Source organism: Streptomyces sp. NPDC043876 (assembly GCF_056435825.1).
On the sequence record NZ_JBWKDV010000007.1, the window covers coordinates 309405 to 325097 of the forward strand.

9 protein-coding genes are annotated in these 15693 nt (G+C 69.9%); 3 read left to right on the plus strand and 6 right to left on the minus strand.

The features are described from left to right. Nucleotides 1–6: 6 nt before the first annotated feature. From AC0693_RS23205 to AC0693_RS23215, 3 genes are all read right to left on the minus strand, one after another. The gene (locus AC0693_RS23205) at nt 7–1749 is read right to left on the minus strand and encodes a protein kinase family protein (RefSeq protein ID WP_478802751.1); all 1743 of its coding nucleotides are present in this window, start codon (nt 1747–1749) and stop codon (nt 7–9) included. 117 nt (nt 1750–1866) lie between these two features. Then, on the minus strand, nt 1867–4041 hold the full coding sequence (gene murJ, locus AC0693_RS23210; RefSeq protein ID WP_469331054.1) for a murein biosynthesis integral membrane protein MurJ: 2175 nt from the start codon (nt 4039–4041) through the stop codon (nt 1867–1869). 46 nt (nt 4042–4087) lie between these two features. After that, nucleotides 4088–6364: a DUF6049 family protein gene (locus tag AC0693_RS23215; protein WP_478802752.1), complete on the minus strand. Its 2277-nt coding sequence runs from the start codon at nt 6362–6364 to the stop codon at nt 4088–4090. 184 nt (nt 6365–6548) lie between these two features. Here AC0693_RS23215 and AC0693_RS23220 point away from each other — a divergent pair, with 184 nt between their 5' ends. Then, complete coding sequence (locus AC0693_RS23220; protein WP_356403190.1) at nt 6549–7991, plus strand: CCA tRNA nucleotidyltransferase; 1443 nt, start codon at nt 6549–6551, stop codon at nt 7989–7991. Between the two features lie 63 nt (nt 7992–8054). Here AC0693_RS23220 and AC0693_RS23225 read toward each other — a convergent pair whose 3' ends face one another. The 3 genes from AC0693_RS23225 to AC0693_RS23235 form a co-directional block, all read right to left on the minus strand. Further along, complete coding sequence (locus AC0693_RS23225; protein ID WP_478802753.1) at nt 8055–9353, minus strand: MFS transporter; 1299 nt, start codon at nt 9351–9353, stop codon at nt 8055–8057. Between the two features lie 116 nt (nt 9354–9469). Continuing rightward, nucleotides 9470–10552: an inositol-3-phosphate synthase gene (locus tag AC0693_RS23230; protein WP_356403196.1), complete on the minus strand. Its 1083-nt coding sequence runs from the start codon at nt 10550–10552 to the stop codon at nt 9470–9472. A gap of 49 nt (nt 10553–10601) precedes the next feature. Next, nucleotides 10602–11204, minus strand: a complete 603-nt coding sequence (locus tag AC0693_RS23235) for a PadR family transcriptional regulator (RefSeq protein WP_469315971.1) — start codon at nt 11202–11204, stop codon at nt 10602–10604. A 267-nt stretch (nt 11205–11471) separates the two neighbouring features. Between AC0693_RS23235 and AC0693_RS23240 the strand changes: the two genes are divergently transcribed. Together AC0693_RS23240 and AC0693_RS23245 are read left to right on the plus strand one after the other, a co-directional pair. Beyond that, a complete protein-coding gene (locus AC0693_RS23240; protein WP_478802754.1) occupies nt 11472–14006 on the plus strand; it encodes a transglycosylase domain-containing protein in 2535 nt (844 codons plus the stop codon). 88 nt (nt 14007–14094) lie between these two features. Then, entirely contained in the window at nt 14095–15555 is a 1461-nt protein-coding gene (locus AC0693_RS23245) for a glycosyltransferase family 87 protein (protein ID WP_356403205.1), read from the plus strand. Nucleotides 15556–15693 lie beyond the last annotated feature (138 nt).

A 15693-nucleotide genomic window follows, 5' to 3' on the forward strand; every position in this document is an offset into this window, starting at 1 on the left:
GCGGCCTCAGCCGGAGAACTTCACGTCCGTGACGGCCTGCTTGTAGCCCGCGCCGCTGTACTGGTCGGGGCCGGACATGGGCATGGCGGTGATCCAGAGGACCACGTAGCGCGTCTTGACGGGCTTCTCCGCGGTCAGGGTCAGGCTGCTGTCCTTGGTGGTGCCCGCGGCGATCTTCTTCATGGAGCCGACCGACTTGGACGAGGACATGGAGGTGGCGCCGTACAGCGTGGCCGTGGTGTGGTCGCCCGCGTACCGGAGCCCTATCGAGGCGGCGGTGACCTCCTGTTCGGAGCCGAGGTCGTAGACGACGCCGACGCCCGCTTTGTAGCCGCCGGCCTTCATGTCCGGGCCGTCGAGGAAGCTCTTGGTGCGCCAGTAGGTGGAGACGTCCCCGTCGTAGGTGCTCGCCACGCCCGCTGTGTCCTGGGGCTTGCCGTCGGGGTAGTACTCCGACGCGTCCTTGATGGCGAGGGCCACGGGCGCCTTCTTCGGCGGAGCGTCGTCGGCCTTGGGCTGCGGAGCCTGCTGGTTCCCGTCGCTCTGATTGCCGCGCAGAAGGGTGTCGGCCAGCTGCCAGCTGCCCAGGCCGAGAGCGGCGATGAGCAGCGCCGCGACGCCCCACTTGAGGACCCGGCCGGTCCGGCTCTGGAGCGGGGGCGGCGGCGGGACGGGCGCCAGGGGCGTGACGGTGGTGATGCCGTTGTGCACCGCCGGGCGGCCGTAGCTGCCTTGCTGGTACGTCGTGTGCTGGTACTCGGGCGGCGCGGTGAAGGCCGGCTCGGGCGGCCGGATGCGGGGCATCGCGGCGACGGCTTTGGACAGCTCTTCCGGGGTGGTGCAGGCGGGCTCCTGGCGGGAGGCCGTGGCACCGTCGTTGGCGAGCGCGCGCATGGCGAGTTCGCCCAGGCCCCGGTGGACGCCCGCGCGGACCTGGTCGGGGGCGATCAAGCCGACGCCCTTGGGCAGGCCGGTGAGGCCGTAGGCGTCGTTCTCGTAGGGCCAGCGCTGGGTGAGGGCGGCGTACAGCAGTGCGCCGATCGCCTCGGTGTCCGCGCGCTGCGGGGTGTCACTGCTGATGCCGCGCAGGGCGGCGTTCACGGCGAGGCCGCGGATGCGGTACTGGCCGCTGGAGGTGCGCAGTATGGCGCTCGGCGTGAGCCGCAGGTGGGCCAGGCCCTCCCGGTGGGCCGCCGTCATCGCCTGGGAGACCTGGCTGACGAGCTGGTACGCCTCGTGCGGCTCCAGCGGGCCCGCGGCCAGCAGGGCCGTCAGTTCGGTGGCGTCGGGCAGCCATTCGTGGACGACGTAGACGAGGTCGTTCTCTTCCACGGCGTCGAGGACCTGGACGAACCGGGGGTCGCCGAGCAGGGCGGAGGAGCGGGCCGCTGCCAGCACGGAACGGGCTCGCGGGTGGTCGGCCGGCAGCAGGTGGACGCCCACCGCCCGGCGCAGCTTCTCGTCCATCGCGCGCCAGCTGCTGAATCCGTCCAGACGGGTGACGCACTCTTCGAGCCGGTAGCGCCGGGCCAGCTTGTGACCGCTGTGCAGCTCCGGTGCGGAAGGCGCGGCGCTCTGGGGCTTCTTGGCGTTCCCGCGTTTTCCGTCCGGTTCGGGCATGGGTCCGTCCGAGGCTCGTGCGTCCTGGATCTCAGTCCCGTCGGCCGTGGCCTCGACCGCCTCGGCGGTCAGCGGCTCGTCGCCGCTGTTGTCGGCCACGTCGACGGCAGCCGTGCTACGTTCCGCCACCGTCGTTCCTGCCTCCCCATCCGTTACGCGCTGTCGGCCAGTCTGCGAAGCCGTGCCAATTGTGCCCACAGTCCGACGCTATGCACGACACGCTAGGGGGGCCGATGGTTGTGCGCATCAGCGCCCCAGACGTCCGCGCACCATGCCGACCATGGCGTTGAGTTCCTCGATCCTCATGCGCTTGGCCGCGATGAGGAACACCGCCGCCAGAGTGATGCCGCCGGCCACCAGGGAGGCCAGGGAACCGGTCACTCCGCTCCCGAGCAGCCGGGTGATGCCGAAGGCGACGCCACCTCCCACGACGGCCGCGGGCACGCAGGCTCCGGCGAGGCGGGCGTAGGTCCGCATCACGTGCGCCCCGTCCAGGTCGCCGCCCAGCCGGGTGCGCAGCCGCCGCCAGGCCACACCGACGCCCACCGCGTAGCCGAGACCGTAGGCGGCGGCCATGCCGACCACGGCCCACCGCGGGGGCAGCACCAGGAACGCGGCGATCGAGACCGCCGCGTTGACGCCCGCGACGATGCAGGTGTTGTAGAAGGGGGTGCGGGTGTCCTCGTAGGCGTAGAACCCGCGCAGGACGACGTACTGCACGGAGTACGGGATCAGCCCGAGGCCGAAGGCCATCAGCACGTAGCCGATGTTCTGGGCGCCGGCGCCGGAGCCCGCGTAGAGCAGGGTGGCCATCGGCACGCCGAGCGCGAGGAAGGCGAAGGCGCAGGGCACGATCGCGACCGCCGAGGTGCGCAGCCCGTAGGAGATGTCGTCACGGACCGCGGCGACGTCCCCGTCGTGGGCCGAACGGGAGATCCGCGGCAGGACCGCCGTCATGACGGACACCGTGATGATGGCCTGCGGCATCTGCCACAGCAGCAGCGCGTAGTTGTAGGCGGTGATGCCGGTACCGGGGTGGCCCTGCTTCTCGGCGACCGATCCGGCCCAGGTGGCCAGCTGGGTGACGACGACCAGACCGACCTGGTTCGCCAGGACGAAGAAGAACGTCCACTTGGCGAGCCCGGCGGCCTTGCCGAGGCCGTGGCCCTTCCAGTCGAAGCGCAGCTTCGGGGTGAAGCCCGCGTCCCGCAGGTACGGCAGCATCGCCAGGGCCTGGACGGTGAGGCCCAGCAGGGTGCCCAGACCGAGCAGCCGGACGCCGTCGGCCGTGACGGTGGCCGCGTTGACGCCGGAGGTGGTGAAGCCGCCGAAGGCCCAGATGAAGGCGCCGAAGGTGGAGATGACGACGATGTTGTTGAGGACCGGGGTCCACATCATGGCGCCGAACCGGCCGCGGGCGTTGAGGATCTGCCCGAGCACGACGTGCACGCCCATGAAGAACATGGTCGGCAGGCAGTAGCGGGCGAAGGCGACCGCGACGTCCATCTGCTCGGGGTTCGAGGCGATCTTCGGCGACATCATCGTGATGAACAGCGGCGCCGCGAGCACGCACACCGTGGTGATGCCCGCCAACAGGACCACGACCAGGGTCAGCAGCCGGTTGGCGTAGGCCTCGCCGCCGTCGTCGTCGTTCTTCATGGCGCGCACGAGCTGCGGGATGAAGACCGCGTTGAGGGCGCCGCCGCCGACGAGGACGTAGATCATCGTCGGCAGGGTGTTGGCGATCTGGTAGGTGTCGTTGAAGGTGCCGACGCCGATCGCCCCGGCGATGACCAGCGTGCGCAGGAAGCCGGTGAGGCGGGAGACGATCGTGCCCGCCGCCATCAGGGCACTGGACTTCAGCAGGCTGGAAGCGCGCCCGGCGGGCTTGCTGGGCGCGGGCGCGGCGACGGGGGCTTCCTCGGCCGCGGTGTGGGGAGCGGCCTGCTGGTCCCGGTAGAGGTGCGCGAAGGCGTCCGGCTCCGCCTCCTGGTCGGTGGCCCGGGTGACGAGCGAGTCGACGCCGACGAACTGCGTGGTGGTCGCGCTGTCGCCGTACGGCAGGTGGCGGGAGGGGCCGTCCGGTTCAGGCGGCGGTGTCTGGGCCCAGACGCGCGGGTCCGGGGAGTAGGCGGGGGCCTCCGGGGCCGCGTAGAGCGGGCCGGGCTCCTGGTAGGTGCCGGGGGGCGGCGGCGGGTGTGCGGCCCGGTCGTAGAGGACCTCGGCCACCGGGTCCTGCGCGGACAGGTCCTGTGACCGGTACGGGTCGTAGTCGTAGGCATCCTGGACATACGGGTCGTGTTCCGGCGCGGCGGCAGGCGGAGGCACCTGCCCCGGTACCGGCGTGCCCGGGGCAGTGCCCTGGGCGGGCGCTGGACCGCCGGCGCCCTGCCCGCGGTCACCGTCGTACGGCGCGTTCATCGAAACCCCACCTCATCGTCCCCAGGCCGACCGGCCACGGCGTCGCTCAACGGTCCACTGTCTCACCTGGGCCGGACCCGCTCGTGCTTTGCGGTCCGGTGTCCGGGGTCTCGTCACTCTGCTGCGTGCTGTCTTCGCCGGCGGCACGCGCCGCGACGCGCTTGCGGCTGGCGTACATCTTGATGCCGGCCACGACGAGGAGCAGCACGCCGCCCGCGATGACGAGCATGACGGTCGGAGTGATCTCCGTTGCCTCCACGGTGAACCGGCGTTCCTTGCCGTAGGGAACGCCGTCCCGGGTGTAGAGCTGTGCGGTGACCTCGACGGGACCACTGGCGCTGGCGTTGGCGTCGAACTTCAGGGTCTGGCTGTGCTCGGCCTGGACGGTGACGTCCTTCTCGTCCTCGCCGTCGTCGCCGAACATCAGGCGGGTCGGGTTGGCGGACTTGAGCCGCAGCACCAGCCCGCGCACGTCCTGGACGAGGCTGTTCTGGATCGTGACCGGGATCGTCGCGCTGTGGCCGGACAGGGTCGCGTCCGACTTGGGGATCAGCTGCACCTGCTCGGTGAGACCGATCAGGTACTGCTGAACCCCGTCGCGGTAGAGCGCGGCCTGCTCGGGCCGATCGCGCCAGGAGGCGGACATCTCCCGGTTGGTGGTATTCCCGAAGGGGATCTCGACCCGGTCGGGGGCCGAAAGGATCACCTTGAAGTGATCCAGGGTGCTCTGGGTGGTGCGGATCTTCTCGAACGCCGAGACCGGCAGCTCTTGCTTGCGCAGGCCCTCGGGGTACTGGCCGGCTCCCGGAACCTGCGTGGCGGCGCTCGGATCCGGCTTGGCGGCCGCCGCGGCTTCGAGGTCGAGGGGCTGGCTCCAGCGGCCCGCCTGGAGGCCGCGCAGGGCAGTGGCCATCGTCTGGACCTGGCTGGCGGAGGGCATCCGCTGGGGGGCGACGACGAAGCTGCGCTGCTCGTCGGGACCCTGCTGGTTGAGCACGAGGGTCTGGGCGAGGAACTGCTGCACCGCGAGGACGGAGTTCCCGGCGCTGAGCATGTCGCCCTCGAAGGCGGTGGAGAGCCGGGCGTCGGCGACCACGGCGGTGGCCCCCGCCCCGATCGGGCGGGCAGCGGAGGGGATGTAGCCGAGGCCCGCGTTCTCCTGGAGGAAGTCACTGCGGGTGAGGACGTTGTGGGCGCCGGCCGACGTGGCGACATTGACGATGGCCGGGTCGATGGCACCGTCCACGGGCCAGGAGAAGTCGGTGGACGGAGTGACGTGCAGGACGGTCTCCACCGCCTGCTTCGCCTTGTCGGTGGCGGGGCGCAGCTGCCCCAGGGTGCCCGAGACGTCCTTGCCGCGGTGTGCGAGGGAGGCGAGGTCAGGATCGGCGAAGGGCAGCGCGACGACCTTCTTGCCCTGGACGGCCGCCTCCAAGGCGCTCAGCCAGCGCTCGGCGACCGCCTTGTTCCTGCCCGGCACCGGCTTCCCGCCGGGGACCCGGACGCGGTAGCCCTTGGTCATGGCGTCGACCGTGTACAGCAGGTCGGGGTCGATGACCCAGGTGATGGGCAGGTCCCTGCCGAGCGAGACCATCTGCTCCAGTCGTCCGCCGGGCCGCAGCTCGTCGGCCAGGGCGTCGTCCTCGAAGACGGGGGTCTGCAACTCGTCGGAGCCGGTCTCGGCCGTGAGGTGGACGCGCGAGATCAGCGGCCACACGTAGCTGAGCTGCGCGCGCTTGGCGGCGGCCTCGGGCTGCCACGGCAGCACCGTCCGCTGCATGCCGAGGACCTGCTCGGTCGTCCGGCTCTCGCTCTCGCCCGACACCGAGACGCCGAGCTGGTAGACGCCGTCCTTGTCGAGCCCCAGCTTGTCGACCGGAATCCTCAGGGTGAACGGCTGGCTGTTCTTCGCGGGCAGGGCGGAGAGCTTCGCGGAGTAGGCGGCGTCGATCTCCGCGGGATCGCTGCCGGGCCGGTACCCGCTCTGTTCGGAGGCGTCGCCGATCGCCTCCCGGTCACCGAGGACCGGGCCGACGCGCAGGCCGACGTGCGCCTCGGTGATCGTCTCGCGGCTGTTGTTGGTGACGGTGCCGGAGATGGTGAGGGTGTCGCCCTTGACCGGTGCGCTCGGGGTCAGCGTGTCCAGCTGGACGTCGACCGCCGTGGCGGCGGGGGCGTTCCCGGTGGCGTGCGCCGGTGGGGCGGGGGCGTACACGAGGGCGGCGAGAACCGGTGTCCCGGTGAGCATGACGATCGCGCGCCGCAGCCAGCGGCGCCGGACAGGGGCGGGTGCCGTCCCCTGGATGTCTGCCGCCTCGGCCACGCGCCCGCCCGTCCTCGAAGTGTCAGTGGTCGTCGTTTGTGCGTCCACGCATGGTAACGAGGCCCGCTGTGCGCGAGTGCCGCGCCTTGCTCCACATGATCGGGTCCGCCGGCCGGCCGCGCTGTGCCGGGGTGCCCGTAAAGAAGGAAGCTCCCGCCGGGCGGGGCACGTACCCTTTTCAGTTGTGCCGAACGCCAACGAAGACAACCCCAGTGCCCTGAGTCAGGTGCAGCACCGCGCGGTCAGTGAACTGCTGCGGGTCGCCCCTGTCGCCGATGATCTCGGCCGCCGTTTCCAGGAGGCGGGCTTCAGCCTGGCGCTGGTCGGCGGGTCCGTTCGTGACGCGCTGCTCGGGCGCCTCGGCAACGACCTCGACTTCACCACCGATGCCCGCCCCGAGGACGTACTGAAGATCGTCCGGCCGTGGGCCGACTCCGTCTGGGACGTCGGCATCGCCTTCGGCACGGTCGGAGCGCACAAGGGCGGCTTCCAGATCGAGGTGACCACCTACCGGTCCGAGGCCTACGACCGCACCTCGCGCAAGCCCGAGGTGTCCTACGGCGACTCCATCGAGCAGGACCTGGTCCGCCGGGACTTCACGGTCAACGCGATGGCCCTGGCCCTCCCGCAGCAGCGGTTCATCGATCCGCACGGCGGCCTGGAGGATCTGGAGGCCCGCGTGCTGCGGACCCCCGGCACGCCCGAGGACTCCTTCTCCGACGACCCGCTGCGCATGATGCGGGCCGCCCGTTTCGCCGCGCAGCTGGACTTCGAGGTCGCCCCCGAGGTCGTCGCCGCGATGAAGGCGATGTCCGACCGGATCGAGATCGTCTCGGCCGAGCGGGTGCAGGCGGAGCTGAACAAGCTGCTGCTGTCGGACCGGCCCCGCCAGGGGCTGGCTCTGCTGGTGGAAACGGGCCTGGCCGACCAGGTGCTGCCCGAGCTGCCCGCGCTGCGCTTGGAGAGCGATGAGCACCACCGGCACAAGGACGTCTACGACCACTCCCTGATCGTGTTGGAGCAGGCGATCGACCTGGAGGAGGACGGCCCCGACCTGGTGCTGAGGCTGGCCGCGCTGCTCCACGACATCGGCAAGCCCCGGACCCGCCGCTTCGAGAGCGACGGCCGGGTCTCCTTCCACCACCACGAGATGGTGGGTGCCAAGATGACCAAGAAGCGCATGACGGCGCTCAAGTACTCCAACGACATGGTGAAGGACGTCTCCCGGCTGGTGGAGCTGCACCTGCGCTTCCACGGCTACGGGGCGGGCGAGTGGACGGACTCGGCGGTCCGCCGGTACGTGCGGGACGCGGGGCCGCTGCTGTCGCGGCTGCACAAGCTGACCCGCTCCGACTGCACCACGCGCAACAAGCGCAAGGCCAACGCCCTCTCCCACGCCTACGACGGCCTGGAGGCGCGGATCGCACAGCTCCAGGAGCAGGAGGAGCTGGACTCGATCCGTCCCGACCTCGACGGCAACGAGATCATGCGGGTGCTCGACGTCGGACCCGGCCCGGTGATCGGGAAGGCTTACGCCTTCCTGCTGGAGCTGCGGCTGGAGAACGGCCCGATGGAGCGGGAAGCGGCCGTCGCGGCGCTCAAGGAGTGGTGGGCCGCCGAGAACTGAGCACCGCAGCCCGATGTTTCACGTGAAACGTCGCGGGCGGAGCGCGGGCATTCCAGCGGTCGTTCAGGGGCGATGTTTCACGTGAAACATCGCCTCTGAAGGGTCCGGCTCCCGCCGGATCAGCAGGGCGGCGGTCACCGCGTAGAGCGCGGCGACGCCCAAAATCAGGGGGACGGACTTCCCGTCGAGCGGCAGGATGAGCGAGGCCGCGGCGGCCGCACCGACGAAGGCGACGTTGAAGAGCACGTCGTAGACGGAGAAGATCCGGCCCCTGAACGCGTCGTCGGCCCGGGACTGCACCACCGTGTCGGTGGCGATCTTCGCCCCCTGGGTGGCCGTGCCCAGCACGAAGGCCGCCGCCAGCATCGGTCCGGGCGCGAAGAACAGGCCGAGGCCCGGTACCAGCACGGCCGCTATCGCCGCGCAGAGCATGATCCAGCCCCTGGTCCCGAGCCGCCCCACCCCCCAGGGTGTGATGACGGCAGCGGTGAAGAACCCGGCGCCGGATACCCCGACGGCCACCCCCAGCAGGGCGAGGCCGTCCGACTCGCTGTCCGACCACGCGTAACGGCAGAGGGTCAGCAGGGTCACCGTCAGCGCGCCGTAGCAGAAACGCATCAGGGTCATGGCGGTGAGCGCCCGGGCGGCGTCCCGGCGCTCGTACAGGTGGCGCAACCCCTGGACCATGCCGCGCGCCGTCAGGAGCACGCCCTGAGTCACCGTCGGCTGCCGGTGCACCGGGGTCAGGTCGGGGCCGAGGAGACGGATGTCCAGCCGTAGCGAGACGAGCGCCGCGCACAGGTAGAGCGCGGCGCCGAGGAGCACGACGACCGCGTTGGACTCGGCGGCGAGCAGGCGTACCAGGAAGGCCAGGCCCCCGCCGAGGGTGGCCGCGAGGGTACCGGCGGTCGGTGAGAGGGCGTTGGCGGTCACCAGCTGGTCGGCGCCGACGACCCGCGGCAGCGAGGCCGAGAGCCCGGCCAGGACGAAGCGGTTGACGGCCGTCACCGAGAGCGCGGAGGCGTAGAACAGCCAGTCGGGCACCTGCGCGACGATCAGCATCCCGGTGATGCAGGCGAGGAAGGCCCGCAGCAGGTTGCCGTAGAGGAAGACCTGACGGCGGGGCCAGCGGTCCAGCAGCACTCCGGCGAAGGGTCCGATGGCCGAGTAGGGCAGCAGCAGGACGGCCATGGCGGAGGCGATGGCCGCGGGCGAGGCCTGCTTCTCGGGGGAGAACACCACGTAGGTGGCGAGCGCGACCTGGTAGACGCCGTCGGCAGCCTGGGACAACAGCCGCACGGCGAGCAGATTCCGGAAATCCCTCAGGCGCAGCAGTACGCGCAGATCACCTACGACAGGCATGTGGGCAAGGGTCACATACGCGGAGGGTCCCCGGGCACATTGCCTGGGGACCCTCCGCGGAAGAACAGTCGACGTCCAAGTGCCGGTGGCTCCTGGCGCATCGCGCTGTGTCCTGCCTAGCGCTCGACCTCGCCCTTGATGAACTTCTCGACGTTCGCGTAGGCCTCGTCGTCGAAGTACTGCACCGGCGGGGACTTCATGAAGTAGCTCGAAGCCGACAGGATCGGGCCACCGATGCCGCGGTCCTTGGCGATCTTCGCGGCGCGCACGGCGTCGATGATGACACCGGCGGAGTTCGGGGAGTCCCACACCTCGAGCTTGTACTCGAGGTTCAGCGGAACGTCACCGAAGGCGCGACCCTCGAGGCGGACGTAGGCCCACTTGCGGTCGTCGAGCCACGCGACGTAGTCCGACGGACCGATGTGGACGTTCTTCTCGCCCAGCTCGCGGTCGGGGATCTGCGAGGTGACGGCCTGCGTCTTCGAGATCTTCTTGGACTCGAGGCGGTCCCGCTCGAGCATGTTCTTGAAGTCCATGTTGCCGCCCACGTTGAGCTGCATCGTGCGCTCGAGGCGGACACCGCGGTCTTCGAACAGCTTCGCCATCACGCGGTGCGTGATGGTGGCACCGACCTGCGACTTGATGTCGTCACCGACGATCGGGACGCCCGCCTCGGTGAACTTGTCCGCCCACTCCTTGGTGCCGGCGATGAAGACCGGAAGGGCGTTGACGAACGCGACCTTGGCGTCGATGGCGCACTGCGCGTAGAACTTCGCGGCGGCCTCGGAACCGACGGGCAGGTAGCAGACCAGAACGTCGACCTGCTTGTCCTTGAGGACCTGGACGATGTCGACCGGCGCCTCGGCGGACTCCTCGATCGTCATCCGGTAGTACTTGCCCAGGCCGTCCAGGGTGTGGCCGCGCTGAACGGTCACGCCCTTGCTGGGGACGTCGCAGATCTTGATCGTGTTGTTCTCGCTGGCGCCGATGGCGTCCGAAAGGTCGAGGCCGACCTTCTTCGCGTCAACGTCGAAGGCGGCAACGAACTCGACGTCGCGGACGTGGTAGTCGCCGAACTGGACGTGCATCAGGCCGGGGACCTTGGCCGCCGGGTCGGCGTCCTTGTAGTACTCGACGCCCTGCACCAGCGAGGCGGCGCAGTTGCCTACGCCGACGATGGCTACGCGAACCGAACCCATTCCGGTTGCTCCCTGTTTGTTCTCGGACGAGGCCTGCGAATGCAGGGCCTCACTTTTCACTTTCACCGGACGGGTCGGATCGTCTGCGATCCCGGCCCGCCCGCTCGCTCTCGATCAGCTCGTTCAGCCAGCGCACTTCGCGCTCCACTGATTCCATACCGTGCCGCTGCAGCTCAAGCGTGTAGTCGTCGAGGCGCTCCCGCGTACGGGCGAGGGAGGTGCGCATCTTCTCCAGGCGCTCCTCCAGCCGGCTGCGGCGGCCCTCCAGCACCCGCATGCGCACGTCCCGTTCGGTCTGACCGAAGAACGCGAAGCGGGCGGCGAAGGACTCGTCCTCCCAGGTATCGGGGCCGGTGTGGGAGAGCAGCTCCTCGAAGTGCTCCTTCCCCTCCGCCGTCAACCGGTAGACGATCTTGGCGCGGCGCCCTGCGAGTGAAGCGGCGAGCGCGTCTTCCAGGGCATTGCCCGGTTCTTCGATCAACCACCCGTTGGCGACGAGCGTCTTGAGGCAGGGATAGAGCGTCCCGTAGCTGAACGCCCGGAACACCCCCAGCGAGGTATTGAGCCGTTTGCGCAGCTCATAGCCGTGCATGGGGGACTCGCGGAGCAGGCCGAGGACAGCGAACTCGAGAATGCCCGATCGCCGGCTCATCCGCCTGCTTCCTCCTCGCCCCTGAGTCTTTATGCCGAGCTGATGTATCGACTCGATACATCCAGACGATAGAACGGGCGGCCCGTTACGACAAGGGGAGGCGTGGTGACCGGCGTCACATCATCAATTCGTGGGAGGCAAGTTGCCTGATTTGGGGTGAACTTCGGCAGTGGTGAGGTTTTGAGCGTGCGTAGTCTGTGCGCCGGGGGAATCCGGAACACGCCTGCCGCTTCCAGGCCACTCGCCTGCCCGAGGAGTAGTCGTTCGATGAGCGAGCACCGCCGCAAACCGCCGCAGCAACAAGGTGGTGGGCGCGCTGCGGCCCGAAGGGCCGCCCAGCAGCGGCCCGGCCGGGGCGCCATGCCCGGGCGCGACGCCCCCACCGCATCGCCCGCGGGCCCGTACGCGGGACAGCCGGTCCACGACAGCCGTGCCGGAGCCCGCCAGGGCGCCCGGGGAGCCGGCGTCGGCCGCGGCGGCAAGGGGCCGGGCCGCAAGGACAAGCGGCTGATCAACTATCCGCGGTCCGACCGGGAGGGCTGGCAGCGCTTCCTGCCCTCCTGGAAGCTGGTCGGTGGCACGGCCCTCGGCTTCTTCGCCATCGTCACGGCCGGGTCGGGCATCGGCATCGCGATGGTGGGCACCCCTGACGCGAACAAGGCCGCCAAGGCCCAGAACAACGTCTTCTACTGGGCCGACGGCAGCCAGATGGTCGCGACCGGTGGTTCGACCAACCGGCAGATCGTGCCCATCGACACGATCCCGCGGTCGATGCGGAACGCCGTGATCGCGGCGGAGAACGAGTCCTTCGAGACGGACAAGGGCGTCGACCCGATGGGCATCGCCCGGGCCGTGGTCAACATGGCGAAGGGCGGCTCCACCCAGGGTGGCTCGACCATCACCCAGCAGTACGTGAAGAACACCTTCCTGGACTCCGACCAGACGCTGAAGCGGAAGGTCACGGAGCTGTTCATCTCGATCAAGCTGGGTGTGACCACGGAGAAGGACACGATCCTCGCGGGCTACCTGAACACGGCGTACTACGGCCGGGACGCCTATGGCATCCAGGCCGCGTCGCGCGCGTACTTCGACAAGGACTGCGACAAGCTGACCCCCTCCGAAAGCGCGTTCCTCGCCTCGGTCCTCAAGGGCCCCAACCTCTACAACCCGGACGGCGGCATCGGCTCCGCGGCCACGCCCGAGGCCAACACCAAGCGCGCGATGGCCCGCTGGGCGTGGGTGCTCGACCGTGAGGTCGCCGTGGGCCGGATGGACCAGGCCGAACGGGACAAGTACCGCGAGTTCCCCAAGCTGGTCGACTCCGCACAGGCCCGTTCGCTCGGCGGCCAGACCGGCTACCTGGTCGAGACGGCCAAGCAGTACGTGATGAAGGCCCAGGGCATCACCGCCGAACAGATGGCCCTCGGCGGCTACCAGATCACCACTACCTTCCAGAAGCCCAAGGTGGACGCGCTGGTCAAGGCGGTCGAGGACACCCGCAACGGCTTCCTGGACGAGAAGGCGCGGCCCGACTACGACACCTTCGTGCAGTTCGGCGCGGCCTCGGTGGACGTGAAGACCGGTGCCGTCGTCGCCCTCTACGGAGGGCCCGGCTGGGACAAGAAGCACTTCACCAACAACGCCAACACCATCGGCGTCCCGGTCGGCTCCACCTGGAAGCCGTTCGTCCTGGCCGCGGCGCTCGAGTACGGCACCCAGAACTCGCACGGCGAGGGCCTCTCCGTCGACAGCAAGTACAACGGCAACGACCTGGCGGTCATCAACAACCGTGAGGGCAAGCCGCTGCGCTCCGCCGACGGCAAGCCCTTCAAGCAGAAGAACGAGAGCCCCACCCAGTACGGCTACGTGACCCTCAACGAGGCGATGGAGAAGTCCATCAACACGCCGTTCGCCCAGCTCGTCTTCGACGTCGGCCACGACAAGGTGCGCGCAGTGGCCCAGGCCTCCGGCATCCTCAAGGAGTCGATGGACCCGACCGACAACGCGTCGTTCGCCCTCGGTACCTCCACCCCCTCTGCCATCCGCATGGCCGACGCCTACGGCACCTTCGCCGACTCCGGTACCCACCACGAGCCCTTCTCGGTCACCAAGGTGCTCAAGAACGGTACGGAGCTGCCCGGCTTCCAGGCCCCCAAGGCCCAGCGGGCCATGGACAACTCCATCGCGGACAACATCACCAAGGTCCTGCGCAACGTCGTGGAGAACGGCACCGGCACCAAGGCCAAGAAGCTGGGCCGCCCCGCCGCGGGCAAGACCGGCACCACCGACCAGAACAAGTCGGCCTGGTTCGTCGGCTACACCCCGCAGCTGTCGACCGCCGTCACCCTGTTCCGCACCGACCCGAACTCGGCCGACAAGAAGCTGATGTCCATGAACAAGGTGGGCGGTGTCGACTCCATCCACGGTGGTGACATCCCCGCCGTGATCTGGACCGAGTACATGAAGGACGCGCTCAAGGGCGCACCCGAGAAGGACTTCCCCGAGGCCGAGGACATCGGTGTGGTGGCGGACGCCGCGGGCGCTCCGACCCCCACGCCCACCCCGCCCGTCTCGCCCTCCCCGACGGTGTCCCCGTCCCCGACCGTGTCGCCGTCCCCGACGCTCTCGCCCTCCCCGACGGCGGGCGGCAAGCCGAGCTGCAACCCGTGGAAGCTCTACTGCGACCCGGACCCCAGCGGTTCGCCCACCGGGAAGCCCACTCCCACCAAGATCAGGCCCACGCGGCCGGGCAACAGCATCTGGGGACCCTCGGGCGCCGAAACCGACCCCGACACCGGCTGATCCGTCCCGTCCCACCCGTCCGGGGGCCGTCGCATACCGATGCGGCGGCCCCCGGCGCGTGCACAGCCCCGTACGGCAGGATGAGCGCATGACGAAGGTGCACGAGGACCGCCCCGTACTGCCCACCCAGCAGGACGAGGTCGCAGCGGCCGGCAGCGAGCTGCTCGGCGGCCCGATGGGCAGGTACGCACGGCTCGGCGGCCACTGGCTGGGGCCGGTGCGCGTCATCGCCCTGATCGCGATCGGCATGTTCGCGCTCGGCATGGTCCAGAAGCTGCCCTGTTACGACTGGGCGTGGTTCCGCGGCGCGGGCTCGCAGTACACCCACGCGTGCTACTCGGACATCCCGCACCTGTACGTCGTACGCGGCTTCGCCGACGGCCTGACGCCCTACTTCGACCGGCTCACGGGCGATATGCAGTACCTCGAGTACCCCGTGCTCACCGGCCTCTTCATGCAGGTCGCCTCCTGGCTCACGCCCACGGGCGGCTCCATGCAGCACCGCGAGCAGATGTACTGGATGGTCAACGCCGGCATGCTGATGGCCTGCGCTGCCGTCATCGCGGTCTGTGTCGCCCGTACGCACCGCCGCCGCCCCTGGGACGCCCTGCTCTTCGCCCTCGCGCCCGCCTTCGCGCTGACGGCGACCATCAACTGGGACCTGCTCGCCATCGCGCTGACCGCCGCCGGGATGCTCATGTGGTCCCGCGGCCGGGCCCTGGCCTTCGGCGTCCTGATCGGCCTGGCCACCGCCGCCAAGCTCTACCCCGTGCTGCTGCTCGGTCCGTTGTTCGTCCTGTGCTGGCGCGCCGGCAAGTGGCGGGCCTTCGGCCTGGCACTGCTCGGCGCCGTCGCGTCCTGGCTCGTGGTGAACCTGCCCGTGATGCTCTACGCCTGGGACGGCTGGTCGAAGTTCTACACCTTCAGCCAGGAGAGGCCGATCGACTTCGGGTCGGTGTGGCTGCTGATCTCCCAGCGCTCCGGATACCCCCTGGAGAACGCCAACACCTACGCGACCGGCCTGACCCTGCTGCTCTGCGGGGCCATCGGCCTCCTCGGCCTCACCGCCCCCCGGCGGCCCCGCTTCGCCCAGCTGGTCTTCCTGGTCGTCGCCGCCTTCATCCTCGTCAACAAGGTCTACTCGCCGCAGTACGTGCTGTGGCTCATCCCGCTGGCCGCCCTCGCCCGCCCGCGCTGGCGGGACATCCTCATCTGGCAGGCGTGCGAGGTCGCGTACTTCCTGGGGATCTGGTTCTACCTCGCCTACACGACCAGCGGCGAGAAGCACCAGGGGCTGCCCATCGAGGGCTACCAGCTGGCCATCGCCGCCCATCTGCTCGGCACGCTCTACCTCTGCGCCGTGATCGTCCGGGACGTCCTGCTGCCCGAACGGGACGTCGTGCGCCGGGACGGCTCGGACGACCCCTCGGGCGGCGTCCTGGACGGGGCCGAGGACCGCTTCACGCTCACCCACGCCACGAGGGCGCCGCTCGCAGCGACGCCCTCGGAGGGACAGCGGGTGGTCGAGTGGGGGAGCCCCCGGGACTAGGGCGTGTTTTAAAAGTAGCGCCGGGGCGCCCGGAGGGCGCGCCTGCGGCGTCTGGTGCCGTGCATCGCAAGGCGGAGGGGCGCCCGTGTACTGGAGTACTCGGGCGCCCCGACAACGCGGCGAGGTGCGGTGCCAGAC

Bases quoted from the DNA above. Each gene is read 5' to 3' on its own strand.
- murJ (WP_469331054.1), bottom strand. From the start codon at position 4,041: ATGAACGCGCCGTACGACGGTGACCGCGGGCAGGGCGCCGGCGGTCCA.
- AC0693_RS23225 (WP_478802753.1), bottom strand. From the start codon at position 9,353: ATGCCTGTCGTAGGTGATCTGCGCGTACTGCTGCGCCTGAGGGATTTC.
- AC0693_RS23230 (WP_356403196.1), bottom strand. From the start codon at position 10,552: ATGGGTTCGGTTCGCGTAGCCATCGTCGGCGTAGGCAACTGCGCCGCC.
- AC0693_RS23235 (WP_469315971.1), bottom strand. From the start codon at position 11,204: ATGAGCCGGCGATCGGGCATTCTCGAGTTCGCTGTCCTCGGCCTGCTC.
- AC0693_RS23240 (WP_478802754.1), top strand. From the start codon at position 11,472: ATGAGCGAGCACCGCCGCAAACCGCCGCAGCAACAAGGTGGTGGGCGC.
- AC0693_RS23245 (WP_356403205.1), top strand. From the start codon at position 14,095: ATGACGAAGGTGCACGAGGACCGCCCCGTACTGCCCACCCAGCAGGAC.